The 24,337-nt window shown below is 72.6% G+C and carries 22 protein-coding genes and 1 riboswitch; of the genes, 15 read left to right on the top strand and 7 right to left on the bottom strand.

Annotation, left to right across the window (positions count from 1 at the left end):
• Positions 1–53: 53 nt before the first annotated feature.
• A riboswitch (cobalamin riboswitch) is annotated at positions 54–128 on the bottom strand.
• Between the two features lie 382 nt (positions 129–510).
• Both ACFYOU_RS23160 and ACFYOU_RS23155 read left to right on the top strand, forming a co-directional pair.
• The gene (locus ACFYOU_RS23160; protein ID WP_391308112.1) at positions 511–1,014 is read left to right on the top strand and encodes a DUF664 domain-containing protein; all 504 of its coding nucleotides are present in this window, start codon (positions 511–513) and stop codon (positions 1,012–1,014) included.
• A 47-nt stretch (positions 1,015–1,061) separates the two neighbouring features.
• Positions 1,062–1,517, top strand: coding sequence for a hypothetical protein (locus tag ACFYOU_RS23155; RefSeq protein ID WP_391308111.1), 456 nt, complete (start codon positions 1,062–1,064; stop codon positions 1,515–1,517).
• Between the two features lie 870 nt (positions 1,518–2,387).
• Here the strand turns inward: ACFYOU_RS23155 and ACFYOU_RS23150 are convergent.
• Both ACFYOU_RS23150 and ACFYOU_RS23145 read right to left on the bottom strand, forming a co-directional pair.
• Complete coding sequence (locus tag ACFYOU_RS23150; RefSeq protein ID WP_391308109.1) at positions 2,388–2,918, bottom strand: NUDIX domain-containing protein; 531 nt, start codon at positions 2,916–2,918, stop codon at positions 2,388–2,390.
• Position 2,919: 1 nt separating this feature from the next.
• Positions 2,920–4,275 (bottom strand): tetratricopeptide repeat protein, encoded by a 1,356-nt coding sequence (locus tag ACFYOU_RS23145; protein ID WP_391308356.1) that lies wholly within the window; start codon positions 4,273–4,275, stop codon positions 2,920–2,922.
• A gap of 223 nt (positions 4,276–4,498) precedes the next feature.
• On the opposite strand from ACFYOU_RS23145, the gene ACFYOU_RS23140 reads away from it, so the two are divergent.
• The 4 genes from ACFYOU_RS23140 to ACFYOU_RS23125 all read left to right on the top strand — a co-directional run bounded on the left by ACFYOU_RS23140 (position 4,499) and on the right by ACFYOU_RS23125 (position 7,534).
• On the top strand, positions 4,499–5,248 hold the full coding sequence (locus ACFYOU_RS23140; RefSeq protein ID WP_391308108.1) for a hypothetical protein: 750 nt from the start codon (positions 4,499–4,501) through the stop codon (positions 5,246–5,248).
• Between the two features lie 83 nt (positions 5,249–5,331).
• Positions 5,332–6,243, top strand: a complete 912-nt coding sequence (locus tag ACFYOU_RS23135) for an aminoglycoside phosphotransferase family protein (protein WP_391308106.1) — start codon at positions 5,332–5,334, stop codon at positions 6,241–6,243.
• A gap of 106 nt (positions 6,244–6,349) precedes the next feature.
• Positions 6,350–6,955: a methyltransferase domain-containing protein gene (locus ACFYOU_RS23130; RefSeq protein WP_391308354.1), complete on the top strand. Its 606-nt coding sequence runs from the start codon at positions 6,350–6,352 to the stop codon at positions 6,953–6,955.
• Positions 6,956–6,988: 33 nt separating this feature from the next.
• Positions 6,989–7,534 carry an HAD domain-containing protein gene (locus ACFYOU_RS23125; RefSeq protein ID WP_391308104.1) on the top strand — a complete coding sequence of 182 codons (546 nt, stop codon included), beginning with the start codon at positions 6,989–6,991 and terminating at the stop codon, positions 7,532–7,534.
• 555 nt (positions 7,535–8,089) lie between these two features.
• Here the strand turns inward: ACFYOU_RS23125 and ACFYOU_RS23120 are convergent.
• Positions 8,090–8,572, bottom strand: a complete 483-nt coding sequence (locus ACFYOU_RS23120) for a hypothetical protein (protein WP_391308103.1) — start codon at positions 8,570–8,572, stop codon at positions 8,090–8,092.
• Between the two features lie 515 nt (positions 8,573–9,087).
• Between ACFYOU_RS23120 and ACFYOU_RS23115 the strand changes: the two genes are divergently transcribed.
• From ACFYOU_RS23115 to ACFYOU_RS23100, 4 genes are all read left to right on the top strand, one after another.
• Positions 9,088–11,655, top strand: a complete 2,568-nt coding sequence (locus ACFYOU_RS23115; RefSeq protein WP_391308102.1) for a hypothetical protein — start codon at positions 9,088–9,090, stop codon at positions 11,653–11,655.
• Positions 11,656–11,988: 333 nt separating this feature from the next.
• Positions 11,989–13,356: a cobalamin biosynthesis protein CobG gene (locus ACFYOU_RS23110; RefSeq protein ID WP_391308352.1), complete on the top strand. Its 1,368-nt coding sequence runs from the start codon at positions 11,989–11,991 to the stop codon at positions 13,354–13,356.
• Between the two features lie 42 nt (positions 13,357–13,398).
• Positions 13,399–14,025 (top strand): precorrin-8X methylmutase, encoded by a 627-nt coding sequence (locus tag ACFYOU_RS23105; RefSeq protein WP_389763797.1) that lies wholly within the window; start codon positions 13,399–13,401, stop codon positions 14,023–14,025.
• A gap of 2 nt (positions 14,026–14,027) precedes the next feature.
• Entirely contained in the window at positions 14,028–15,653 is a 1,626-nt protein-coding gene (locus ACFYOU_RS23100; RefSeq protein WP_391308101.1) for a precorrin-2 C(20)-methyltransferase, read from the top strand.
• Positions 15,654–15,660: 7 nt separating this feature from the next.
• Here ACFYOU_RS23100 and ACFYOU_RS23095 read toward each other — a convergent pair whose 3' ends face one another.
• The gene (locus ACFYOU_RS23095; protein ID WP_391308100.1) at positions 15,661–16,410 is read right to left on the bottom strand and encodes a cobalt-precorrin-6A reductase; all 750 of its coding nucleotides are present in this window, start codon (positions 16,408–16,410) and stop codon (positions 15,661–15,663) included.
• A 17-nt stretch (positions 16,411–16,427) separates the two neighbouring features.
• On the opposite strand from ACFYOU_RS23095, the gene ACFYOU_RS23090 reads away from it, so the two are divergent.
• From ACFYOU_RS23090 to cobM, 4 genes are all read left to right on the top strand, one after another.
• Entirely contained in the window at positions 16,428–17,552 is a 1,125-nt protein-coding gene (locus ACFYOU_RS23090; RefSeq protein WP_391308099.1) for a cobalt-precorrin-5B (C(1))-methyltransferase, read from the top strand.
• 83 nt (positions 17,553–17,635) lie between these two features.
• Positions 17,636–18,229 (top strand): dihydrofolate reductase family protein, encoded by a 594-nt coding sequence (locus tag ACFYOU_RS23085; protein ID WP_389763789.1) that lies wholly within the window; start codon positions 17,636–17,638, stop codon positions 18,227–18,229.
• Between the two features lie 170 nt (positions 18,230–18,399).
• Positions 18,400–19,680, top strand: coding sequence for a precorrin-6y C5,15-methyltransferase (decarboxylating) subunit CbiE (gene cbiE / locus ACFYOU_RS23080; protein WP_391308098.1), 1,281 nt, complete (start codon positions 18,400–18,402; stop codon positions 19,678–19,680).
• Entirely contained in the window at positions 19,677–20,426 is a 750-nt protein-coding gene (gene cobM, locus ACFYOU_RS23075; RefSeq protein ID WP_391308096.1) for a precorrin-4 C(11)-methyltransferase, read from the top strand. Before cbiE ends, cobM begins: the two co-directional genes overlap by 4 nt.
• Before the next feature lie 24 nt (positions 20,427–20,450).
• Here the strand turns inward: cobM and ACFYOU_RS23070 are convergent, their stop codons facing one another.
• Together ACFYOU_RS23070 and ACFYOU_RS23065 are read right to left on the bottom strand one after the other, a co-directional pair.
• Positions 20,451–21,227, bottom strand: coding sequence for a VWA domain-containing protein (locus ACFYOU_RS23070; protein WP_391308094.1), 777 nt, complete (start codon positions 21,225–21,227; stop codon positions 20,451–20,453).
• An 81-nt stretch (positions 21,228–21,308) separates the two neighbouring features.
• On the bottom strand, positions 21,309–21,800 hold the full coding sequence (locus tag ACFYOU_RS23065) for a hypothetical protein (RefSeq protein WP_391308093.1): 492 nt from the start codon (positions 21,798–21,800) through the stop codon (positions 21,309–21,311).
• A gap of 83 nt (positions 21,801–21,883) precedes the next feature.
• On the opposite strand from ACFYOU_RS23065, the gene ACFYOU_RS23060 reads away from it, so the two are divergent.
• Positions 21,884–22,696, top strand: a complete 813-nt coding sequence (locus tag ACFYOU_RS23060; RefSeq protein WP_391308091.1) for a methyltransferase domain-containing protein — start codon at positions 21,884–21,886, stop codon at positions 22,694–22,696.
• Here ACFYOU_RS23060 and ACFYOU_RS23055 read toward each other — a convergent pair.
• Positions 22,618–24,234 carry a serine hydrolase gene (locus tag ACFYOU_RS23055; protein WP_391308090.1) on the bottom strand — a complete coding sequence of 539 codons (1,617 nt, stop codon included), beginning with the start codon at positions 24,232–24,234 and terminating at the stop codon, positions 22,618–22,620. The two genes, ACFYOU_RS23060 and ACFYOU_RS23055, sit on opposite strands and share 79 nt — an antisense overlap.
• Between the last annotated feature and the right edge of the window lie 103 nt (positions 24,235–24,337).

The raw sequence follows: 24,337 nt of genomic DNA, 5'->3' as shown, positions 1-24,337 counted from the left end.
GCGGCATCGGCCTTCCTCGGGGTGTCCGCGCCCCGGGTGGTGTCGGACGGCGGGAGTTCCTGGCTCGTCCGGCCCACGGGGGCCGGGACACAGTGGCGGGACCGCGCCGGATTCGCACCGGCTTCCTCCCCTGTCGCCGTCGTGGCGATGGCGGGCCCGGTTGGCCCGCCACGGACCATCGTATGCAGTTCCCGCCCGGGGCTGAATGGCGCCTCACGTGCGGATTCGTCACTCCCCTCCCCCTTGACGCAGCCCGACCACACCCTTTGTACGAGTGCGGTGACCGTCCCCGCGACGCCCCGGGTGCGCGGTGCGCCCCGCACACCCTGCCGGTGGGGGCCGCCCCCGGCCTTCCAGCGCGGGCCGCTCTCCGGGCCTCGGGTGCGCGGACCGGGACGGGTGCGAACCGGGTCGGGTGCGCCGGCGGAGGCGGGCCCGAGGGGGTCGGCTCGACCGGGCCCACCGACAAATGCCTCGACACCGGCCCGGCGATCAGGGACGCTTCCCGCGATGACCAGAATCGACGACACACCACCCGCGTGGGACGAGCGCACCCAGCTCACCACGTTCCTCGACTACGCACGCGACACCGCCCGCGCCAAGTGCGACGGCATCTCCGCGGAGAACGCCCGCAAGGCGCTGCTGCCGGGCTCACCGCTGATGACCGTGAGCGGCTTGATCAACCACCTCCGCTGGGTCGAGTACTACTGGTTCCAGGTGGTCTTCCTCGGCGAGGAGGACGAGGGCCCCTGGACCGACGAGGACCCCGACCGCGAGATGCGCATCGCCGTCGACTTCCCCCTCGGCCAGCTGCTGGACGAGTACGCCGAGCAGAGCGCCCGCCACCGCGCCCTGGTCGCCGCGCACGACCTGGACCGCCGGGCCGAGCGGGCCGTGCGCGACGGCGTCCACGTCGACCTGCGCTGGATCCTCCTCCACCTCACCGAGGAGACGGCCCGCCACAACGGCCACCTGGACATCCTGCGTGAACTCCTGGACGGCACGACGGGGTAGGGCCCGTCCGTCTCGGTGGCGTGCGGTGCCGTGTGAAGCTGTGCGCCATGGTGCCCTCGACGGTCCGCGGACTCGCCCTGCCCGCCCGGCTGACGTCCCTCATCGACCGCGGCCGCTGGCGCCACCCGGGCGACACCGCGCTGACGGAAGCCGTCCCGTGGTTCGAAGACCCGCTCGCCTTCGTGCGCAACCCGGAACAGATGACGTTCGCCTCGCAGTCGATGGACCTCCTCGCCGACGATCCGCACGCCACCTACTTCAGCGTGGCCCGCGGAAGCAGGACCGCCGGCCCGCTCGAACTCCCCTGGCTCGACGCCGAGCGGGCCGTGCTGATCGCCATCACCCGCACCCCCGGTGACGACGGCGCCCTGGCCCTCGACTACCGCTCCGACCCCGCGGACCCGCGCATCGTCGGCAGCGACTTCTGGGCGGACGCCAGCGCGTGCCGATGGCGGATCGTCGCCCCCACCTTCTCGGACTTCGCCACGAGCCTGGGCCTGTAGCCTCCGACACGTCACGGCTGCCCGACGGTGGACCAACCGCGTGCCGGGCGCCATGCTTTGCCCCTGTGTAGAAGGAGTATCCACAGTGCCTCAGCCGGAACTCTCGGCTACCTTTCAGCACCTTTAGTTGATTGGTCGGGATCTCGACTTCTTCAAGAAAACGGCCCTTCGGCCGACTAACGTCGCAGTTCAGCTCCTCTGCTCCCCGCGCACGCGGGGATGGACCCTTCGTGTCCGAAGTGGCCCGACACAGAACGTACTGCTCCCCGCGCACGCGGGGTTGGACCCATGCCGGGGCCGCCCGTCACAACTCCCCCAGGCTGCTCCCCGCGCACGCGGGGATGGACCCAGCGGCTCGTGCGCGCTCCAGCTCGGCGGCGACTGCTCCCCGCGCATGCGGGGATGGACCCCTCGCGTACCACCTCGCGGAGCGGGCGGGCGTCTGCTCCCCGCGCATGCGGGGATGGCACCTCAACTACGAATCCGCACATGTAGCCAGTTGTCGATCGCCAGTCCATCTCGCCACGGCGAGTTTCCTACAGCCGAAGAGACTGTTCCGCTGCTTTACCTCCAAGGCCGAAACCGGCAGTCGCGACCGTCGTTCATTCAGCTGTAGGGCTGCCGACATGGACGCCCATAATCTCGGGGGAGGGAAATATGATCGTCGTTGTACTACAAGTGCGGGAGCCGTGGTGGTCCAACCCAGGGTGGTTGAACCTCATCGTCAGCCTGGCGTTGGCCGCTGCCTCCTGACTAATTCACCCCAGTAGGCCCGGGCCTACTGGGGCCAGTAAATGGCCAGTTCAGTCACCCAGAACGGGCTTGCCGGCGTGGTGCGCCAGGGGAAACACTGCCGTGGTGACCGATCTGCTACACCCAGCCGTCGAGTGACACCTGCGGGCCCCCGGCGAGGTAGCGGTGGAGGGCGCTGGCCGTGGTGTCCACGAACTGCTTCGGGACGGCGTCGACGTCGACCCAGCGGACTTGGGAGTGTTTGCGGGGCTCGCGGTTCTCGGGCTCGCCGGTCCACTCGTGCGCAGCGAAGACGACGGTGAGGAAGCCGTTGGGGGCCTCGACGCCCCAGGCGCCGTGGATGACGTGGGCGACCTTGAGGGATTCGGGCTTCACCGTGAGGCCGGTCTCCTCGTAGAGCTCGCGGACCGCGGTTTCTGTGATGGGTTCACCGGGATTGCTCTTGCCGACGGGCAGGTCCCACATTCCTTGGGCGAACTTGGCGTTCTCACTGCGCTGGAGGAGAACGACGCGGTTGGTGGCTTCGTCGTGCACGATGACGGCCGCGACCAGCAGGGTCATCGATTCGAGTGCCGGCTTGAGGGCCTTCGGCTGGTCTTCGGTCTGCTGGGCCACGGTGTTCCCTTCGTCGGGTGGGTTGTCGGGCATGCTAGGCGAGTGCCTCCCGGGCCCGACGGGCGAGATCGGCGGCGCCGGGTACCTTGCGGCGCTGGTAGACCGCGAGCGTGGATCGGACCGAAGTGATCGCCTTGCGGGTGCGGTCGGAGGTCATGCCTTCCATGAGGACGAGGGCCTGGGTCCAGGCGGCGACGGCTTCGTCGGCACGGGCCTGGGCGGCGAGGCTGTCACCGAGGTCGGCATGGGTGAGGGCGTGGACGCGCTTGTACTTCTCGGGGTCCCAGCGGACGAGGGCGTCCCGGTGTTGCTGCTCGGTGCCGATGTGGTCGGCGAGGTCGGTCAGAGTGCGGGCGGTGTGGCTGGCAACGGTCCCGGCGGCGGGGCCACTCACACGGGAGTAGTCCGGCTGGGCGCAGTCGTCCCGTAGGAGGGCGTCCTCCGCGGCGAGCAGAGCACGTGCCGCCGCCGGGTTCTCGTTGGTGGCGGCATACGCACGGGCGTGGGTGATGTGGAGAAGGGCCTCGGTCCGGCCGTCGACATGGCCGAGACCGCGTCGCAGCGCACCTTCTACGAGATCCACGCAGTGGTGAGGTTGTTTGAGGCTCAGCGCTTGGTGGGCGAGGGCGCGCATCATCCAGGCGGCGTGGCCGTAGGGGTCGGCTTCGCAGGCGAGTTGGTAGCCGACCTGGTAGTAGCGCTGGGCGGCGCCCTCCTGGCCGAGGTCATGGTGCTTCCACCCCGCGAGGTAGGCCAGTTCGGCGACCGCGCCGAAGGCGGCCCGGCGTAGCGCTTCGCTGGGGAATCGTCCGCGCAGCATCGGGGCCGCGGTGTCGGCGAGGTAGGCGGCGACCGTGGTCAGGCCGTGCCCGCCGCCAAGACGTTCGTCGGCCGCGCTGAAGGCCGCGGTGATCTGCCGTACGACGTCCACGTCCTCAGCACCGACCAGGGATGTACCGGCGCGGGCGCGGAGCATGCGGGCGGTGGCCTCCTGGTCGTGGCCGAGCGGCATGGCGACCCCGGCCGTGGTGAAGGCCGCGATGGCGAGGAAACGACGGTGCTCGACGTCGGCGCGACCCAGATCGGTGACAGCCAGCACGGGGTCGGGTTCCGCTGGCTCTGTGGCATCACCCGTCTGGAAGCCGATTTCGGCCCGGGTGATGATGCGGCCCGTGCGGCGGGACAACGCTTCGGCCAAGTACTGGCCCACCCGACCTGAAGGGGAGCGGGTGCCGTTCACCCAGTGCGAGATGGCCGACTTGTTGGTCTGAAGGATCTCGCCGTTCTCAGCTGCGATGCGCCGCACGTCCCTGGCAAGGGCCTCATAGGTGCAGCCGACCGATTCGATGGCATCGCGCAGAGGGGCATTGGGGACTCGTCGCACCACCACGATCGCCTCCGCTTCGAAGCTGTAAACCACGTAAACCGCTTCAACCGCCTCTCACGGTACCCACTGAGCGTGACCGCCGGTTCACTTATCGACAGCTGACCGGAACGGCGCGACCGCGATCCACGGATTCTCGTCCGACCGGTCGGCCCCCGAAGTTCCCTACTTACTCATCGAGTTCGGGCACTGCTGCGCCCGGAGCGGACTATCAGAGACGGAGAGATTGGTGACCACCATCGACACCACGCCCATCACGGTCGAGCTGCCCGAGGCGTTCGACCCGCGCTGGGGCCGGCTGCCCGGCCTCCGGGTCGAAGGCCGACGCCTGACCGTCGACCCGGCCGCGTACTTCTTCCGCTTCGAGTCGCACACCTGGCTCGTCGCCGACTGGGAGTTGGTCGCGTCCCAGCTCCTGGACCTGGACGAGACGACCGAGAGCGCGGTCGAACAGCTCGCGCTCGACTTCGTCAAGCAGCACGGCGAGTCCACCGCCGACGCGGCCCGGGTCCTGACGACCGCGTACGAGGTGTACGCGTACCTCTTCCGGGAGGAGCACCTGGCCGGCCTCGGGCTGCCGCGGATCACCGCCGACCACCTGCGGATGCTCCGCGAGGCCGCCACCCTCATGGCGCTCAACAAGATCGAGCTGGACGGGCACATCTCCAACGTCGGCCCGTGCTGGTTCTTCCCCGCCGCGACCTCCGTCGTCTTCGACCTCGACGACGAGATGGGCGGGATGCTCGACGAGGTCTACCACGGCGGCTGGTTCAACGAGCACCGCCGGATCGAGTCCATCAAGGCCCACGCCGCGCTCGGCGGTCGCCTCGTGCACGGTTGCCAGTCCGTGCCGAACCAGTCCGGCGGCGTCGTCGCGCCCTACGGTGCCTCGATGGCCACCTTCCGCGACGACCTCGCCGCGTTCAAGGAGGGCTGGATCGAGCAGGTCTACGCCCACCGCGTGCGCCCCGCCGCGTAGCCACCACCCGAAATCAGGCTCCGGGGCGGGCCAGCGTCTCCCGACCGCCCGCCCCGGACGCCACCACTCCCCGGAGCCCTCACATGACCACGAACCCCAGCGCCGAACTCCTCGACAACCTGCTCACCCTGGCCGGTCAGACCACCGCCGTGCGGGAGGAGGTACGCGTGTGGTCCTTGTCCGGTGTCGAGCGCGTGACCTTCCCCGACTGCTCCACGGCCGTCTTCAAGTACGCCAAGAAGCCCTTCAACAGCGAGGACCAGGCCCTCCGGCTCGCCCGCACCCACGGCCTCCCCGTCCCCCAGGTCCACGCCTCCGCCGTCCTGGACGGTTGGCTCGGCATGTTCATGGAAGACCTCGGGCCGTCCGTCCGTGAAGCCGATGAACTGGACGGTGTCGCCGCGGCCGTGGTGCTGCACGGAGCCCGCACGGCTCCGCCCCTGCCCGTCCTCGACCAGGAGCGACTGCGCAGGCTGCCGAGCCGGGCGCTGGAACACCTCGAACGGCTCCGCAAGGCCGACCGGTGGCAGGAGGCCGATGACGTCGAGGACGCACTCGACCGGATCGCCCGGGCCGCCGGGGACCGCTCGGCCGGGGCGACCCTGGCCCCCTTCGGCTGGGTGCACTCGGAGTTCCACCCCACCAGCCTCCACATCGGCCAACGGGGCTGGCGGATGCTCGACTTCGCGCGCGCCTTCACCGGTCCCGGCCTGCTCGACCTCGCCAGTTGGCACGGCACCGTCGAGCCCCCGCAGCCCGGGCGGCTACGCACCCTCCTGGAGCAGTACGTCACCGCCGGCGGCACCCCCGACGCCCTCGCCCCGCGCGGTGGACTCGCCGCGGAGCGCTGGGCCCTGGGCTGGCACCGCGTGTGGGTCGTCGAGTGGTTCATGGAGCAGTCCGTCCGCTGGGTCGACGAACCGGCCACCGACCCCCTCTACCTGAAGGTCGTCCGCCGCCACCTCGACGACGTCCTCCACCTCCTGGAGGTCTGACGTGCTCGCCCCTGCCTCCCGCGCCTCCCCGTGGCACGCCCACGCCCTCCAGCGCACCGCCGCCGAACCCGCCGAACCCGCCGAACCCCTCTCCGTCCCCACCCGGATGGAGTGGACCACGCGCCCCGGACAGGGTCCCGGCGCCGAAGTCCTCGGGCCCGACCTGCGCGGCAAGAAGGTCCTGGAACTCGGCTGCGGTCCCGGCCACAACGCCGCCTACCTCGCCACCTGCCAGGGCGCCCACGTCACCGCGGTCGACCTGGTCGGCCTCCAGATCCGCCGCGCCCGCTCCCACTACGGACGGCTCAAGAACCTCACCTTCGTCGCCGGTCACGCCCTGCACACCCTGTACGGGTCCGACGAACGGTTCGACGCGATCTACTCCGTCTTCGGCGCCGTCGGCCTCATCGCCCCCGAACTCCTGCTCCCGGCGATCGCCCAGCGCCTCCCCCCGGGCCGGGTCCTCGCCTTCTCCGTCCCGCACCCGCAGCGCGGGGGTCGGAGTCAGTCCGGCGACGACCGACCCCGCCGGGACCACGTCACCCTTCCCGACCGCACCAAACTCCCCGTCGCCCGATGGGAGTTCGTCACCGACCGCTGGGAGAGACACCTCAACCGCGCGGACTTCCGACTCACCTCAGCCCAGGAGTTCCACGACCCCCGCACGGGCCACTGGCCCACCACCCTGCTGATCCGCGCCCGCAAGCGCTGACAGCCACTCGTCCCGGCTCGCCTGGAGGAACGAATGCGCCCGCCCTATCTACTCCTCGACGTCGACGGTGTCCTCATCCCCTTCCCCGGACCGGACCGCTCGATCCCGGCCGGCCACACCCGGCACGACGTCGTCCCCACCGGCCGCAGCGCCGACGACCCGGTCACCATCTGGCTCGACCCCACCCACAGCGGCCTGCTCACGGAGGTGATCCGCAGCGGCCTGGTCACCCCTGTCTGGTGCACCAGTTGGCGGCAGGACGCCGCCACCCTCGTCGGCCCCCTCCTCGGCCTGCCCAGCCTCCCGTACGTCGATCTCCCGCGCCCGCAGATCACCACCAGCCACCCCCACGGCTACCTGTGGAAGCGCGACCACGTCGACACCTGGCTCGGCGACGCACCCTCCGTCTGGATCGACGACGACTTCACCGCCCTCGACCACGACTGGGCCGTGACCCGCACCGCCCGAGGCACGCCGACCCTCCTCGTCCAGCCCGACCCCCACACCGGCCTCCAGCCGAAGCACCTGGCCCGGGCCACGGCGTGGGCGGCCCGGGTAGCCGCCGCCCGGGCCGCATGACTGCAACCGCGGTGTCCACCGGTGGCTGAATCAGGGAGCGGCCGGCATCCGGGGTGCGCTTGCTGATGGCCTGGACGAGGGCGGGGTCGCCATTGCGGCCGGCTGTTCCCGCGATGGCGCTCAGACCGAAGAGCCCGCCAGCACCTAACAGCCGCCCGCTCGTTGGGCACTGCGGCACCGCGCTCTTGGAGGCCCTCCTGTGAGATCTTGATCCCGTTTCCCTTCCCCGCGCACGCGGGGGTGGCCCTAGTCTCTTCGGTTGGAAAGGCCAAGCCTCCAACTGCTCCCCGCGCACGCGGGGATGGACCCGCCTCGAAGCCCAGCGACAGGCCCATCGGCGGCTGTTCCCCGCGTATGCGGCACACCCTGTGCGGAATTCAGGTGGACGCCGCAAGGCACTGCTGGTCCCAGGTGGGCTTCCTCGGCGAGGAGGACGAGGGGGCCTGGACCGGGAGATGCGCATCGCCGTCGACTTCCCCCTCGGGCAACTGATGGACCAGTCCGCCGAACAGAGCGCCCGCCCACCGGGACCTGAACGTCTCCCGACGGGGCCGGTCACGAGCTCCGCTGCTGAGCCGGCGTGTCGTAGTAGCCGGGCCGTGCCAGCAGGACCGAGCTGAAGTGGTGACCCCGTTCCTCCTCCGGCTCGTCGTCGGCCGCGAACGGGCGCCAGAAGTACAGCAACAGGTCCGGGGCGATGAAGGAAGCGCCGTCGTCCGGTTCCTCCCCGATCGAGGTGAACTCACCGACGCGCCGGACGACCTCGCGGGCCGGCAGCGCGAACACGTCCAGCCCCCGGAACAGCACCCGGTCCGACGGGGACGACGGCCTCCCCAGCTCGACGGCTTCCAGCACGCCGCGCATGCAGTGGATGCTGATCATCAACCCGCTGGGACGGAACACGTGCTGTCCCGGCCGGTCGGACTCCGAGATCGCGGACAGGTCGCGGAGCGAGTCCAAGGCCGTGTCGGCCGCGTGTCGAGCCGTACCGATCCGCAACGGGCCCACGCCGGCAGGCGGGGCGAGGTCGAAGTCCATGCGGACATGATCCCCAACTGATCCGTCGACGCGTCACCCAGGGCCGTCCAGCCCGACGGGGTGCAGAGCGCTACGGACCCCGGCCGCAACGCACCTGCCGCGCATCGTTGATGGACCTCTCCTCGGAGCGGCCGACCATCGTCGTCAGCCCACTCGACTCCTCGGATTTCACCGTGTACCGGGCGCGTGGTGAGCGTGCACGACGACAGCCAAGGTCGATTGGCGCAGTGGGGTGGCTCGTGGGACCCTCGAAGAGAGTGTTGATCGCGTTCCCCGCGCCCTCTCCGTACGGCGAACGTCGTCTCCTCGCCACCACGTCGGGTCCCTCGCCCTCACCCGGCAGGACCACCCCGTTCAGGGCATGCGGCCGAGTCCTGGAGCGCGAGTCGCTGCTGTGAGGGGCGCGGTGATCGGCAGACCGGGGAGCGGAGTTGCGGCGAGTTCGCCGGCAGGCCCGCGATTCCAGAAGTGCGAGTGGGATTCCCTCTGATGAACCTGTCGGCGAGGAGTGTCAGATGCTTCCCGACTACTACCCCTACATACGCGACACGGTGACGATCACGGAGAGGTTGAACGAATTCTGCACGCGACCCAGTATCGGGCCGGTCTTCCTGATCGGGCGCGTGGTGCAGCACGCGGTCGGGTGCAACCTCCGGGTCACCGCGAATCGCGTGATCATCGTCGCCGACGTGTACGACGGCACGAACGGGGTGATCGATGCCAGCGCTTCGAGCAGAGGGGGCACCGGCGGCACGGTCACGGTGATGTGCCGGCGGTCGATCAACGCACGGGTGGATGCCTCCGGCGGGTACGGGACCTCCGGGGCGGCGGGGACGGACGGCTCACCGGGGACGGGCGACTACCACAGCGACGGCTACACGGAGGTCGTCACGGACCTGGACGGCACCACCCACGAGATATGGCATGACCCCGTGGACATCCCGGGCGCCGAACCCACCAACGGCAGCCCGGGCGGACCGGGTGGTCCCGGCGGCAACGGCGGGTCGATCACGTTCACCAGCATCGAAGACGACACGCCACCGGCTCTCTCGGCCGCCGGCGCTTCGGGCGGTCAAGGCGGGCCCGGCGGGGCGGCCGCGCAGGGCCCCTACAGCGCAGGCTCGGTGGACGGGGATCCGGGAGCGGACGGGCCCGCGGGCGCCGACGGCCAGGTCAACTTCGCCAACCTCCCCGAAGCCGACTACGTCGCCGGTCTTCGACCGTTGCTCGACAGCACCGGTTCGGTGTACGCGAACTACTGGGCCCCTTACCGCATCGTCACCGGCGAGTACTTCTACCACCTGTACAACCCGGGTGTCCCGGACCGTGTCGAGTACGGAGCCCGCGCTGCGACCGAGTTCCAACGGGCACTGGAACTGCAACCCGACAATCCCGACGCGATCCGCCTGCAACGCCAGCTCGTCGGCTTCGCTCCGGCGCCCGGCCAGGTGTGGGTCGGTGGAGGCGCCAACGCGCTGGGCCTGCCACCCGACCTCGACGTGGTGCCCAACTTCGACAAGTACATCGAGGCGTTCACCCGCTTCCTCACCCCCGTCCTACAGTTCCTCGGAATCGGCGTCAACGGGATCATCGCCAGCAAGACGATCGGTGATCTCGCCGACATCGCCGGTCAACTGTCGCTCCAGGCCGCCGCAGCACGCGATGACGCCGACCGCACCCTGGGCATCGCCAGGACGGAACAGGACCAGGCCGACGACGACGTCACCTACGCACAAGAGCAGCTGGACCAGGTGACCGCCGCCATCAGCAGGGCCATCGTCGAGGCCCAGCAGCAGCCGGACCCGCCGGGCATCTCCTTCGGCGGGATCGTTGCGACGGTCGCCGAGGTCGGTGGCGCGATCCTGAGCGTGGCGGCCGCGGTCCCGACCGCCGGAGCGAGCCTCGTCGCCCTCGCACCGAACCTCATGCTGCTCGCGGACACCGTGTTCGACAACGCAGCGCCGATCGCCCAAGCACTCCTGCGCGGCGACGACGCCGATCTGGCGGAGATCAAGGCTGCGTACAACACGGTCGACCAGGACGCTTCCGCCGTCATCGGCGGCGCAGGCACGATCGTCAACTTCGTCACCGTCGCACGGCGGTTCGCCCAGGTCACCACGGCCCGGAACTCCCCGCACGTGGAACTGATCAAGCGTGGCACCGACCTCACCCACGAACTGCTCCTCGCCCGCAACCGCGCCGTGCTCGCCCGCCAACGCGTCGACGCGGGCACCGCGCGCTTGGCCCGCGCGCAGGGCGTCGCCGCCCAAGCGGACGCCCTGCAACACCGGCAGGTCCTGGATGCGGAAGTGGTCAAGCAAACGGGACTGTTGGCGATCTCCACCGCTCAGTCGAAGGCCGACGCACTGCTGGGCCTCGCGTTTCGCGCGAAGCGGTCGGTCGAGATCTACACATTGAAGAACGAGGACGCCCACTTCCCCCTCGACGCCGGCCGGATCAGCCCCGACCTCGCGACCGATTACTACGAGAAGGAGATCGACGAAGCCAGGCTCGCGAGTGAACTCACGTCGTCCTGGGGCAAGATCTTCACCCTGGTCGACATGCAGGCCGACTACACCGGCTACTTCGACGGACCGCTCGATCAGGACTGGCTCAGGCGATCGTTCAAACCCTCCGATGCCCAGGTGGTCGACCTGAAGTCCCACCACCGGTTCACCTTCACGATCGATCCCGTCGCCGACATACCGACCGACCACTTCGACGCGAAGATCAAGAGCATCCGGTTGGCGTTCATCGGAGCCTTTCACCCCGAAGGGGAGATCTCGTGCGAGGTGTCCCACGACGGGAAGTACGAGCAGCGCCGGTCCGACCAGAGCGTGACGACCCAGTGGCTGCTGCCCAAGGTCAGCACGCGCAGCGCCAAGACGACGCCGCTGCTGCCCGACGAGGGATTCGGCGATGACCCACCCCTCGACGCACCCAAGTCGCTGGCGCTCTGGGGGCGTGGCGTGGGCGGCAGCTGGCAGGTGAGCATCCCGCAACAACAGTTCGACACGGGACTGGACCTGAACGGGCTGACACAGGTCCAAGTGTGGATCGGCTACCAGTTCCTCCGTGGATGATCACCGGCGCGGCCGGTCAACGGCCCTGCGCGTGCCCCTACCGCACCGAGAACAGTGCCCGCCGGAGGCCCAACGGCGGCACGGGCGACATACTTTGATCCTGCGCGGCAAGAGCCTCGGCAGAAGGAGGATCCGCAGTGCCTCGGGCGAAACGTTCGGCTACCTTGCCACCCGCTTTGGGTGCTTGGTCGGATTCTCGACTTGTTAGTAAAAACGGCCCTTCGGCCAGCTAACGTCACAGGTCAGCTCCTCTACTCCCCGCGCACGCGGGGATGGACCCCCCACCGGGGAGCCGTGCGCGCAGGGCGCGCCCTGCTCCCCGCACCCGCGGGGATGCCCCCACCCCCACCACCCCTAGCTAGGTACGCTCAAAGGGTGCAGAACGCGGAGCCGTACCGAGCGGAAGTCCCCGAAGCCCCCCCACCCCGGGTGACCGGCGACGCATGCCCGGGTGCGCTGCGGCTGCACTCCGCCGACGACGGCGCCCTGGCCCGGGTACGGATACCCGGCGGCGTCCTGACCCCGGCCCAGGCGGAACACCTGAGCGCCGCCGCCGCCCACCTGGGCGACGGCGACCTGCACCTCACCTCCCGCGGAAACCTCCAGCTCAGAGGCCTGGGCGAGGACTGCGGAGCGGCCCTCGCCACCGCACTGACCGAAGCGGGTCTGCTCCCTTCGGTGGCCCACGAGCGGGTGCGCAACATCGTCGCGTCCCCCCTGTCCGGCCTCGACGGCCACGGGCACCGCCCCGTCGGCCCCTGGCTCCGCGAACTGGACGCCCTGCTGTGCGCCAGCCCCCGCACCCCGGCCCTGTCCGGACGGTTCCTGTTCGCCGTGGACGACGGCCGCGGCGACATGGCCGCCCTGGAACCGGACGTCACCCTGGTCGCCGACGAACCGGGCAGCGGCACCGCGACGGTGCACCTGGGCGACGTCGCGACCCTCACCGTCCCCGCGTCCGAAGCCCCCCGCACCGCCCTGCACGCAGCCGAAGCGTTCCTCGCAGCGGCCACCGCGGCCCACGCGACGGGCGCCGACCGCGTCTGGCGGATCGCCGAACTGCCGGGCGGCCCCGAAGCCGTCCACGCCCTGGCCACGGACACCGCCCGCCGCACCGGCACGGCCCATCGCACCGGCACCACCAGCCCCACCCCGACGACGAGCACCCTCGCCCCCGGCGAGCCCGCCCCCGGCGGCCCCCCGCCCCCCGGCGCCCTCCCCGGCGGCGTCAGCGTCCTCGTCCCGCTCGGCCGGATCACCCCCACCCAATGGACCGCCCTGCGGGAACTCGCCGACCGCACCGGCGGCGAACTGCGCCTCACGCCCTGGCGCGGAGTGGTCGTCCCCGGCGCGACCCCGGCCGACCTGCCGCACCTCGCGGCCACCGGACTGGTCACCGCCCCCGGCTCCCCCTGGGACGGGGTCACCGCCTGCGTCGGCCACCCCGGCTGCGCCAAGTCGCTCGCCGACGTCCGCGCCGACGCGGCCGCCGCCCGCCGCACCGTACGGGGGCTGCCCGTGCACTGGTCGGGCTGCGCCCGCCGCTGCGGCCGTCCCCGCGGCGCACGGGTCGACGTCGTGGCGACCCCCACCGGGTACGAGGTCAGCACCGTCCGCGGCAGCGGCCCCGCGCACCCCACCTCGGTGACGGGCCCCGCAACCCTCGCGACTACCGTTGCGGCGGCACGCACCGCACCCTGAGCAGCCGCGAACCACCACGGACCACCACGAAGCGAGAACAGAGTGTTCGACTACGAGAAGGACGGCGCGTCGATCTACCGCCAGTCCTTTGCCACCATCCGCGCCGAGGCGGACCTGACCGGGCTGCCCTCCGACGTCAGTCGGGTCGCGGTCCGGATGATCCACGCCTGCGGCATGGTCGACCTCGTACGCGACCTCGCCCACTCGCCCGCCGTGGTGGCCCGCGCACGGGAGGCGCTGCTCGCCGGCGCGCCCATCCTGTGCGACGCGAACATGGTGGCGAGCGGCGTGACCCGCAAGCGGCTGCCCGCCGACAACGAGGTGCTGTGCACCCTGTCCGACCCGGCCGTGCCGGACCTCGCGGCCGAGCTGGGCACCACCCGCAGCGCCGCCGCACTCGAACTGTGGCGGGACCGCCTGGACGGCGCCGTCGTCGCGGTCGGCAACGCGCCCACCGCACTGTTCCGGCTGCTGGAGATGGTCCGCGAGGGCGCCCCGCGCCCGGCCGCCGTGATCGGCGTGCCCGTCGGGTTCATCGGCGCCGCCGAGTCGAAGGACGCGTTGGCCGCCGACCCGTCGGGCCTGGAGTACCTGGTGGTGCGCGGCCGACGCGGGGGCAGCGCCATGGCCGCCGCCGCGCTGAACGCCATCGCGAGCGAGGAAGAATGAGCATGCGGGGCACCGAAGCCGATCACCACAGCAACAGCGCCACCGAAGGGAGCCCGCGGACGGGACGGTTGTACGGGGTCGGGCTCGGGCCGGGCGACCCGTCGCTGATGACCGTCCGGGCCGTCGAGGTCATCGCCGCCGCGGACGTCGTCGCGTACCACAGCGCCCGCCACGGACGTTCCATCGCGCGTTCCATCGCGGCCCGCCACCTGCGCGCGGACCACGTCGAGGAACCGCTCGTCTACCCGCTCACCACGGAGACCACCGACCACCCCGGCGGCTACCGCGGCGCGATGGACGAGTTCTACGAGGAGGCCGCCGCCCGGCTCGCCGCGCACCTGGACGCGGGCCGCAGCGTCGCCGTCCTCGCCGAGGGCGACCCGCTGTTCTACGGCTCCTACCAGCACATGCACAAGCGGCTCGCGCACCGCTACCCCACCGAGGTGGTGCCCGGCGTCACCTCGGTCAGCGCGTCGGCGGCCCGCCTCGGCACGCCCCTCGTGGAGGCGGAGGAGGTCCTGACGATCCTGCCGGGCACCCTGCCCGAGGAGGAGTTGACGGCCCGCCTCGCCGCGACCGACTCCGCCGTGGTGATGAAGCTGGGCCGCACCTTCGGCAAGGTCCGCCGCGCCCTGGAGGCGTCCGGGCGCCTCGCCGAGGCCCGGTACGTGGAGCGGGCCACGATGGACGGCGAGCGCACCGCGGACCTCGCGGACGTCGCCGAGGACTCCGTACCGTACTTCTCGGTCGCCGTGCTGCCGAGCCGGATCGACGCCCCGCGGCCGGTCCGCGAGCGCGGCGAGGTCGTCGTGGTCGGCACCGGACCGGCGGGCCCGCTGTGGCTCACCCCCGAATCGCGGGGCGCCCTCGCCGCCGCGGACGACCTCGTCGGCTACACCACCTACGTGGACCGGGTGCCGCACCGCCCCGGCCAGGTGCGGCACGGCTCCGACAACCGGGTGGAGTCGGAGCGCGCCGAGTTCGCCCTGCAACTCGCCGCGCGCGGCCGCAAGGTCGCCGTCGTCTCCGGCGGCGACCCCGGGATCTTCGCCATGGCGACCGCCGTCCTGGAGGTCGCCTCCGAGGAGGCGTACCGGGACGTTCCGGTACGGGTCCTGCCGGGGGTGACCGCGGCGAACGCCGCGGCGGCCCGCGCCGGCGCCCCGCTCGGCCACGACTACGCCACGATCTCGCTGTCCGACCGGCTCAAGCCGTGGGAGGTCATCGCGGAGCGGCTGCACGCCGCGGCCCGCGCGGACCTGGTCCTCGCCCTCTACAACCCGGGCTCCCGCTCCCGCACCTGGCAGGTCGGCAAGGCCCGTGACCTGCTGCTGGAGCACCGCGCCGCGGACACCCCGGTGGTCGTCGCACGGGACGTCGGCGGGGACGGCGAACGGGTCCGGGTCGTCACCCTCGGCACGCTCGACCCGGCCGAGGTGGACATGCGCACGATCCTGCTCGTCGGCTCCTCGCAGACCCGCACGGTGCGGCGCGGCGACGGTGACGGCGAGACGATCGTGTGGACGCCCCGCCGCTACCCGGAGACGCCCGGCGGTTCACCAGGAGCCGGGGCCGAAGCCGAAGCCGAAGCCGGGGCCGAGCAGCCCAGCGGCGCGCCCGAGGCGTGAGCCGACCTCAGCGCTCCCCGCGCACCCACCGGGCGGCCTCCTCGGGACCCGTCACCACCGGCACGCCCGTCGGCACGGGCGGCCGGCGGACGATCACCACGGGCACCCGGGCCTCGCGGGCGGCGGTGAGCTTCGGCGCGGTGGCCGGACCGCCGCTGTCCTTGGTGACCAGCACGTCGACGCGGTGCGCGGCGAGCAGCGCGCGCTCGTCGTCCAGCGCGAACGGCCCGCGGTCCAGCAGGACGTGCATCCGCGGCGGCACGGGCGGCCGGGGCGGGTCCACGGAACGGACCAGGAACCACAGCCGGTCCAGTTCCGCCGTGCCCGTGAACGCGGCGAGCCCCATCCGCCCGGTGGTGAGGAACACCCGCGCCCCGAGCGTCGGCAGCAGCGCCGCGGCCCCGGCCAGCGAATCGACCGGGTGCCAGTCGTCGCCGTCCACCGGCCGCCAGCCGGGCCGCCGCAGCACCACCAGCGGCACCCCGGTCGCCGCCGCGGCCCCCACGGCGTTCGTGCTCATCCGCTCGGCGAACGGATGCGTGGCGTCCACCAGCACGTCCACCCGTTCCCGCACCAGCCAGGCGGCGAGCCCGTCCGTCCCGCCGAAGCCGCCGATCCGCACCTCACCGGGCGGCAGCCGGGGCGCGGCGACCCGCCCGGCCAGCGAGGACGTCACCCGTAGGTCCGGGGCGCTCCCGACGAGCAGCGCGGCGAGTCGACGGGCCTCGGCCGTCCCTCCCAGGACCAGTACGTGCACGGAACCGGACTCCCCTCATGGCCACTGACCCCGCCGGCCCCTCCGGCGGACGCGGAGCCCAACTCAAACACACCGGTCTGCGGCCCGGCTGGACGACCGGTGCCTGCGCGACCGCGGCGACGACCGCCGCGTACACCGCCCTGCTCACCGGGGAGTTCCCCGACCCGGTGACGATCACCCTGCCCCGGGGCCAGACCCCGTCCTTCGCGCTCGCCGTCGAGGAACGGTCCGCGGACGGCTCGGCGACCGCCGGGATCGTCAAGGACGCCGGCGACGACCCGGACGTCACGCACGGGGCGCTGGTCCGCGCCACGGTACGGGTGCTGCCGCCGGGTTCCGGGGTGGTGTTCCGGGCGGGCCCCGGCGTCGGTACGGTCACCCGGCCCGGGCTGCCGCTGCCGGTCGGCGAACCCGCGGTGAACCCGGTGCCCCGGCAGATGATGCGCGAACACGTGGCCCGGGTCGCCGCGCGGTACGGGGGCGGCGGCGACTGCGAGGTCACCGTCTCCGTCGACCACGGCGAGGAGCTCGCCCGCTCCACCTGGAACCCGCGGCTGGGCATCCTCGGCGGACTGTCCATCCTCGGCACCACCGGCATCGTCGTGCCCTACTCGTGCTCGGCGTGGATCGACTCCATCCGCCGCGGGGTGGACGTCGCCCGGGCGGCGGGCCGCACCCATGTCGCCGCGTGCACCGGCGCCACCTCGGAGCGGACGGTCACCGAACTGCACGGGCTGCCGGAGGACGCCCTGCTCGACATGGGCGACTTCGCGGGCGCCGTCCTCAAGTACCTGCGCCGCCACCCCGTCGACCGGCTCACCGTCTGCGGCGGCTTCGCCAAGCTGTCCAAGCTGGCGGCCGGCCACCTCGACCTGCACTCGGCGCGGTCCCAGGTGGACAAGGGGTTCCTGGCCTCGCTGGCGGCGGGCGCCGGCGCGGACGCGGCGCTGACCGGGGCGATCAGCACCGCGAACACGGGGCTCGCGGCGCTGCGGCTCGCGGAGGAGGCCGGCGTGCCGCTCGGAGACCTGGTCGCCGCGCAGGCGCGCAGCGAGGCCCTCGCCGTGTTGCGGGGCGCGCCCGTCGCGGTGGACGTCGTCTGCATCGACCGCGCGGGCCTGATCGTCGGCCGCACCCCCTGACGGGGCGGGCGCGTCGCCGGTACCGGTGGCCCACCGGCCCTTCGGGGGTGTCCCCGCTCGGACACGTGGACTAGAAACGTGCCATGCGCAAACTCGTCTACTACGTCGCCACCACGCTCGACGGATACATCGCCGGCCCGGACGGTGCCGACCCCACCGGCCCGAACGGCTTCTGGCCCGTTCCCCAGGACTACCTCCAGCACCTCGCCACCGAGTACCCGGAGACGCTGCCCGGGCCCGCCCGGCAGGCCCTGTCCGTCACCGCCGAGGGCACCCACTTCGACACGGTGCTCGAAGGGCGCCGCACCTACGAGATCGGGCTCGCCGCCGGACTCACCGACGCCTACCCCCACCTGCGCCACCTGGTGTTCTCCCGCACGATGACCGAGAGCCCGGACCCGGCGGTGGAACTGGTCGCCGACGACCCGGTGGAGACCGTGCGCAAGCTCAAGCAGGAGCCGGGCAAGGACATCTGGCTGCTCGGCGGCGGCGAACTGGCGGGCTCCCTGTACGGCGAGATCGACGCGCTGGTCCTGAAGGTGGGACCGCTGACCATCGGGGACGGCATCCCGCTGTTCTCCCGCGGGGCCGCGTTCGACCCGCGCACCTGGACCCTCACCGACCACACCGTCCTCCCGAGCAGCGGCGTGTTCCTCACCTACACCCGCACCCCCTGACCCCCGGGGGCGCCCGCCCCGCCCGCCCGGGGGGCGCTCCGTCAGGGGCGCGGGGAACTGCGCGAGCAACCACAACGCACCCGCGGACACCCGCCGACCAGGAGCCGCACCACCCCGCACGGAACCGCCCCCACCAGGAACCCCCCGGACCCCCCGGATAAAGTGCGTCGGTGACGACCGAAGCCCCCCACCCCCACCCCGTGGCCCTCATCGGCATCGGCGCGGACGGCTGGCCGGGCCTACCCGACGCGTCCCGCGCAGCCCTCCGCACCGCGGACGTGATCCTCGGCGCCCCCCGCCAACTCGCCCTGCTGCCCACGGAGTGCACCGCGGACCGCGTCCCCTGGCCGTCCCCCCTGCGCCCCGCGGTCCCCGCCCTCCTCGCCGCCCACGCGGACCGCCGCCTCGCGGTGCTGGCCAGCGGCGACCCCATGTTCCACGGCATCGGCCGCGCCCTCGCGGAAGTCGTCGGCCCGACCGCACTGGACGTCCACCCGCACCCGTCGTCCGTCTCCCTCGCCTGCGCCCGCCTCGGCTGGCCCGTCGAGGACACCGACGTGGTCACGTCCGTCGGCCGCCCCGTGGACCGCCTCGCGGCGCTGCTGCACCCGGGCCGCCGGGTCCTGGTGCTCAGCGCCGACGCCGACGGCCCCGCCGCGGTGGCCGCACTGCTGCGCGACCGCGGCTTCGGCCCCAGCCCCGTCCGCGTCCTGGAACGCCTCGGCGCCCCCGACGAACACCTCACCCGAGCGCAGCGCGCCGACGCCTGGACCCGCCCGCCCGGCGCCGCCCTGAACCTGGTCGCCGTGGAGTGCGTACGCGCCCCGGACGCCGTGGCGCTCGGCACCGTGCCCGGCCTGCCGGACGCCGCCTACGAGAACGACGGCCAGCTCACCAAACGACACGTGCGGGCCGCGACGCTCGCCGTGCTGGCCCCCGAACCGGGCGAACTGCTGTGGGACGTCGGCGGCGGCTCGGGTTCCGTCGCCGTGGAGTGGCTACGGGCCCACCCGTCCTGCCGGGCCGTGAGCGTGGAACGCGACCCGGACCGGGCCGAACGCATCGCCCGCAACGCTCGCACGCTCGGCGTACCCGGACTGCGGGTCGTCACCGGGGCGGCCCCCGACGCGCTCGACGCACTACCGGCCCCCGACGCGGTGTTCATCGGCGGCGGCCTCACCGCACCCGGACTGCTCGACCGCTGCTGGGCCGCGCTACGGCCCGGCGGACGGCTCGTCGCGAACACGGTGACCCTGGAGTCCGAGGCGCTGCTCGCCGAGGCCCGCCACCGGCACGGCGGCGAACTCGTCCGGCTGGCCGTGGCGCACGCGGTGCCGGTGGGCCGGTTCACCGGCTGGCGCCAGGCCATGCCCGTCACCCAGTGGGCGGCACGCAAGGAACTCGACGCGGCGACGCCGGAATCCGTCCGGCACCAGGGAGACGGCGCATGACCGTGTACTTCATCGGCGCGGGCCCCGGGGCCCCCGACCTGATCACCGTCCGGGGCGCCCGACTCCTCGGCTCCTGCCGGGTCTGCCTGTACGCGGGCAGCCTCGTCCCCCGGGAACTGCTCGCCGAGTGCCCGCCGGACGCCCGGCTGATCGACACCGCGAACCTCGACCTCGACCGGATCACCGAGGAACTGGTGCGCGCCCACGGCGAGGGCCACGACGTGGCCCGACTGCACTCCGGCGACCCCTCCGTGTTCAGCGCGGTCGCCGAGCAGATGCGCCGGCTCGACGCGGCCGGGGTGCCGTACGCGATGGTGCCGGGCGTACCGGCCTTCGCCGCCGCGGCGGCGGCGCTGGGGCGGGAGCTGACGGTGCCCACCGTGGGGCAGACCGTCGTCCTCACCCGCATCGCCCAGCGGGCCACCCCGATGCCGCCCGGCGAGGACCTGGCGACGCTCGGCCGCAGCGGCGCGCTGCTCGTGCTGCACCTCGCGGCCCGGTACGCGGACCGGGTGGTCGCGGAGCTGCTGCCGCACTACGGCGCCAACTGCCCGGCCGCGGTGGTCGCGTACGCCAGTCGCCCGGAGGAGGTCGTGCTGCGCGGGCCCCTCGCCGGCATCGCCGAACAGGTCCGCGCGGCGGGCGTGCTGCGTACCGCGGTGATCATCGTCGGCCGCACGCTGGGCGCGTCCGCCTTCCCCGACAGCTACCTCTACTCCCCGGACCGCGACCGCACCGCCAACTGACCCGCGACCCGGCCGCCCGGTCCCTCACCCTCCGACGACGCCGACACCCCGCGCGGCCGACAACCACGCGGGGAACTCCGTCAGCAGCCGGTCGTACAGCTCCTTGTCGGAGACGGTCCGGGGCGACCGGCCGGCGGCGAAGAACCCGGCGTTGTCCACCACCCGGCGGGCGGGCACGGGCAACTCGTCCAACCTGCGCAGGAACCGGAACTCGTCCTCCCCGAAGCCGACGAACTGCCAGAAGATCGGCAACCTCGCCGCCGTGCACAGGACGTGCTCGGCGGCGGCCTTGGACGTCGGGGAACCGTCGGTCTGGAAGACCACGAACGCCGGATCGCGGGAGCCGCACGCCTGGTAGTGGTCGATGACCGCCTGCATGGCGACGTGGTAGTTGGTGCGCCCCATGTGCCCCAGCGACTCGTGCAGGGGATTGATCCGGTCCCGGTAGGCGTCCAGGCTGATCTCGGCGGTCCCGTCGACGTCCGTGGAGAAGAAGACGACCGGCACCACCCCGTCGTCGTCGAGGTGCGCCGCCAGTGCGAGGGCCTGCTCGGCCAGGTGCTGGACGGAACCGTCGCGGTAGTAGGGGCGCATGCTCCCGGACCGGTCCAGGACCAGGTAGACGGCCGCCCGCTGCCCCTCGACACGGTGCTCGGCGAGCGAGGCGGCGGCCGTCTTGTAGAGGCTGACCAGTCCCGGCGCCCGGGCCGACACCTTCTCCAGACTGATCGCAGGGGCGACGGGTGCCGCGGCCGCCTTCCGGTAGTCGATTCTGGGACGCTTGCGGTAGTCGATGGCCATACGGAGTGATTGTTCACCAACGGGCTGCGGCCGCGGGGTACTTCACCGGAAAACGACTTCGGGACGTGGACGGCCCACCGCTCACCGTTCCTCCTCCCACACCACGACGACCCTCACCGGGAGGTCCGTGTCCTCCTGGACGACCCCGGCGAGCAACGCCCGTTCCCCCAGGGACCACCGCCTGCACGCGACGAAGTCGTCCGCGTCCCGGTCCCTTCCGCCCGCCGCCACGAGGTCGACGGAGAGCGGTGACGCGGCGAGCCCGGCGACCACGTCCGCCAGCACCTCCTCACCGTCCCGGTAGACCGCCTCCAGGTCCCCGAAGTACCCGGTGTCCTCGTCCACGTCCCGCATCCACACGGTCAACTCGACGCGTACGCCCCCGCCGTGGAGGTGCACCCACCCCCGTACCCCGCCCTTGTCCCACGACGACTCGAACCCGTCCCGCAACCGCCCGCCGGGCGTCCACCCCCGGGCCGCGAACCCGTCCGCCACACCCGCCCCGGTCACGGGCACCAGCCCCCGCACCCCACGCACCAGCTCCACCACATCGCCCAGCCCCGCCCGTTCCACCGCGCCCCCTCAACGTGAGGTCTCCCACCGTACGGAGGGAGACGGTCTGGCCCCGGAACACGGCGACCGGAAGCATGCCGGGCATGAACGGGGTCTACGACGACGAACGGTTGGCCGGGGTCTACGAGAGCGGCAACGAGATGCCCGACGACGCGCTGTCCGCCTGGACGCGGCTGATCGGCTCCTTCGCGAGCCGCACGGCTCCCGCGATCGTCGAGGTCGGCTCGGGCACCGGCATGTTCTGCTCGGCGATGGCCCGTTGGCTGGACGCATCGACGGTGCTCGGGGTGGAGCCCTCCACGCCCATGCTCACTCAGGCCCGGCGCCGCAACCCGCACCCCGCGGTCCACTACGTGACCGGCACCGCGGAAGCCCTCCCCACCCGCGACGGCCTGTTCGACCTCGCCCTCCTGTCCCGGGTGGTCCACCACCTGCCCGACCGCCCCCGGGCGGCACGGGAACTGGCCCGGGTCCTGCGCCCCGGCGGCGTCGCCGTCGTCCGCACGACGTTCCGGGACGCACTGGACGCTTTGGTCTACGACTACTGGCCGCGCCTGCGTGACCTGGACGAACGACGGTTCCCGTCCCGGGACCAGGTGGTGCGGGACTTCACCGGAGCGGGTTTCACGGTCCACACCGTCACCTCCTTCGCGCAGCCCGTCACCCCGAGCCTGGGCGCCTACCACGCCCGGATGACCGCCCGCCCCCAGTCGAAGTTCACCCGGCTCACGCCCGCGGAGTTCGCCCACGGCCTACGGTGCCTGGCCGCCGACGCCCGCAACGAGCCGCCGAACCGCCCCGCCCCCGCCACCGAACGCTACGACGTCGCCGTGTTCACCGCCCCCCGAGCAGCCCCCGACGCACCCACCGCGTCGGGGGCCCCGCGCCGGACGTGACGGCGGTGGCGGACGAAGGCGACGGCCCGCGCCGCGAGCACCGCACCGGAGGCGAGGGCGCCGACGGCCGCCCAGACGACGAGGGCGGGCCAGGCGTGGGCGACCTGGGTCAGAGTCCCGGAGCGGTTCATCAACAAGCCCATGAGCGCGGCGAGTTGAGTGAGCGACAGGATCGGCAGGGCCTGGGGCAGCAGCCGCAACGCCACCACCCACCACCGCCGTCGGACGGCGCGCCGCACCCAGGGCCCGGCCCGCACCACCCCGCGCACCCCGAGGCCCGCCGCCAGCAGGGTGAACGCCGCCAGGACCCAGTCGGCCGTCATGGAGAAGGGCGCGGACACCTCCGGCTCCTCGCCCCGGGCGAGGTCGACCAACCCCTCCACGATCTGCGGGGCGTCGTCCCCGGCGATCATCCCGGTGTTGGTGACGACCGCGATCCCGATCCCCTGCTCGGGCAGCAGGGTCGCCATCGAGTTGTGGGTCAGCAGCTGACCCGTGTGCTGGACCGCCGGCGGTCCGTCCCCCTCCCGGTTCACCCACCAACCCATCGCGTAGTCGGTGTCCTTCGTCGCCGCGGGCGGAGTGTGCGTGAGCGCGACGGTGCGCGCCGTGGCGATGCGCCGACCGTCGGCGGACACCCCCGCGTTGTTCTGCGTGATCAACCACTGCGCGAAGTCCTCGGCGGTGGTGACCACACCGTGGCTGCCGGTCGCGAACCAACGCGGCTGGGGACGGGAGAACGTGGTGCCGTAGGCGCGGACGTATCCGCGGGCCCGGTCGGGCATCTCGGTGGTGCTGTCGACGGACGCGGTGCGCTCCATCCCCAGCGGCTCGAACACCTCGGCGGACAGCTGCTCGGCGAAGGGCCGCCCGCTCACCACCTCGACCAGCCGTGCGGCGACGAAGTAGTTGGGGTTGTGGTACCGGTGCCGACGGCCGGGATCGGTGGCGAGGGGCGCCCCGCGCATCGCGGCGACCGCCTGTTCCAACGTGCGGGGTTGGGCGAGGGTCAGGTCCGGATGGGCGGAGTCGGCCATGCCGGAGGTCTGGGTCAGCAGCTGCCGGACGGTGATCTCCCCGGCGCGCCGGTCGGCCAGGGTGAACTCGGGCAGGTAGTGGCGTACGGGACGGTCGAGTGCGACCTCGCCCGCCTCGACCAACTGCATGACGGCCAGCGCGGTCATGGCCTTCGACAGGGAGGCCACGGGGACCCGGGTCCGTTCGGTCATGGGCCGCCCGGACGCGGTGCGCCCGTACCCCGCGGTGTGCACCACCCGGTCGCCCCGGGTCACGGCGACGACGGCGCCCGGAAGACGGGTCTGTGCGACGTAGTCGCGGACGAACCGGTCGATCGAGGCCGGGTCCAGGGAGGCGGTGGAGCTGGCCACCGAGGTACCGGGCGCGACGGTCACGGTGACCGCGGTGACTGCGGCGGCCAAAGCGACCACGGCGGCCACGGCGCCCACGGCCGTCCGGAACGCGGCCGGCAGGGCACCGGGCGGGCGGCGGACGGGGGAGCGGGAGGTGAACGGCTTCATGGTGTCCAGTGCACCGCTGAGCCCCCCGTCCGCACACGGGCGTGCACAGGAGCCCCGAAGTAGTGCCCGCACTACCGACACCCGTTCCCGCCTCCCCTACGGT

It is taken from the genome of Streptomyces sp. NPDC005955 (assembly GCF_042871255.1).
GTDB lineage: Bacteria > Actinomycetota > Actinomycetes > Streptomycetales > Streptomycetaceae > Streptomyces.
This window is presented reverse-complemented; position numbering and strand designations above follow the sequence as displayed.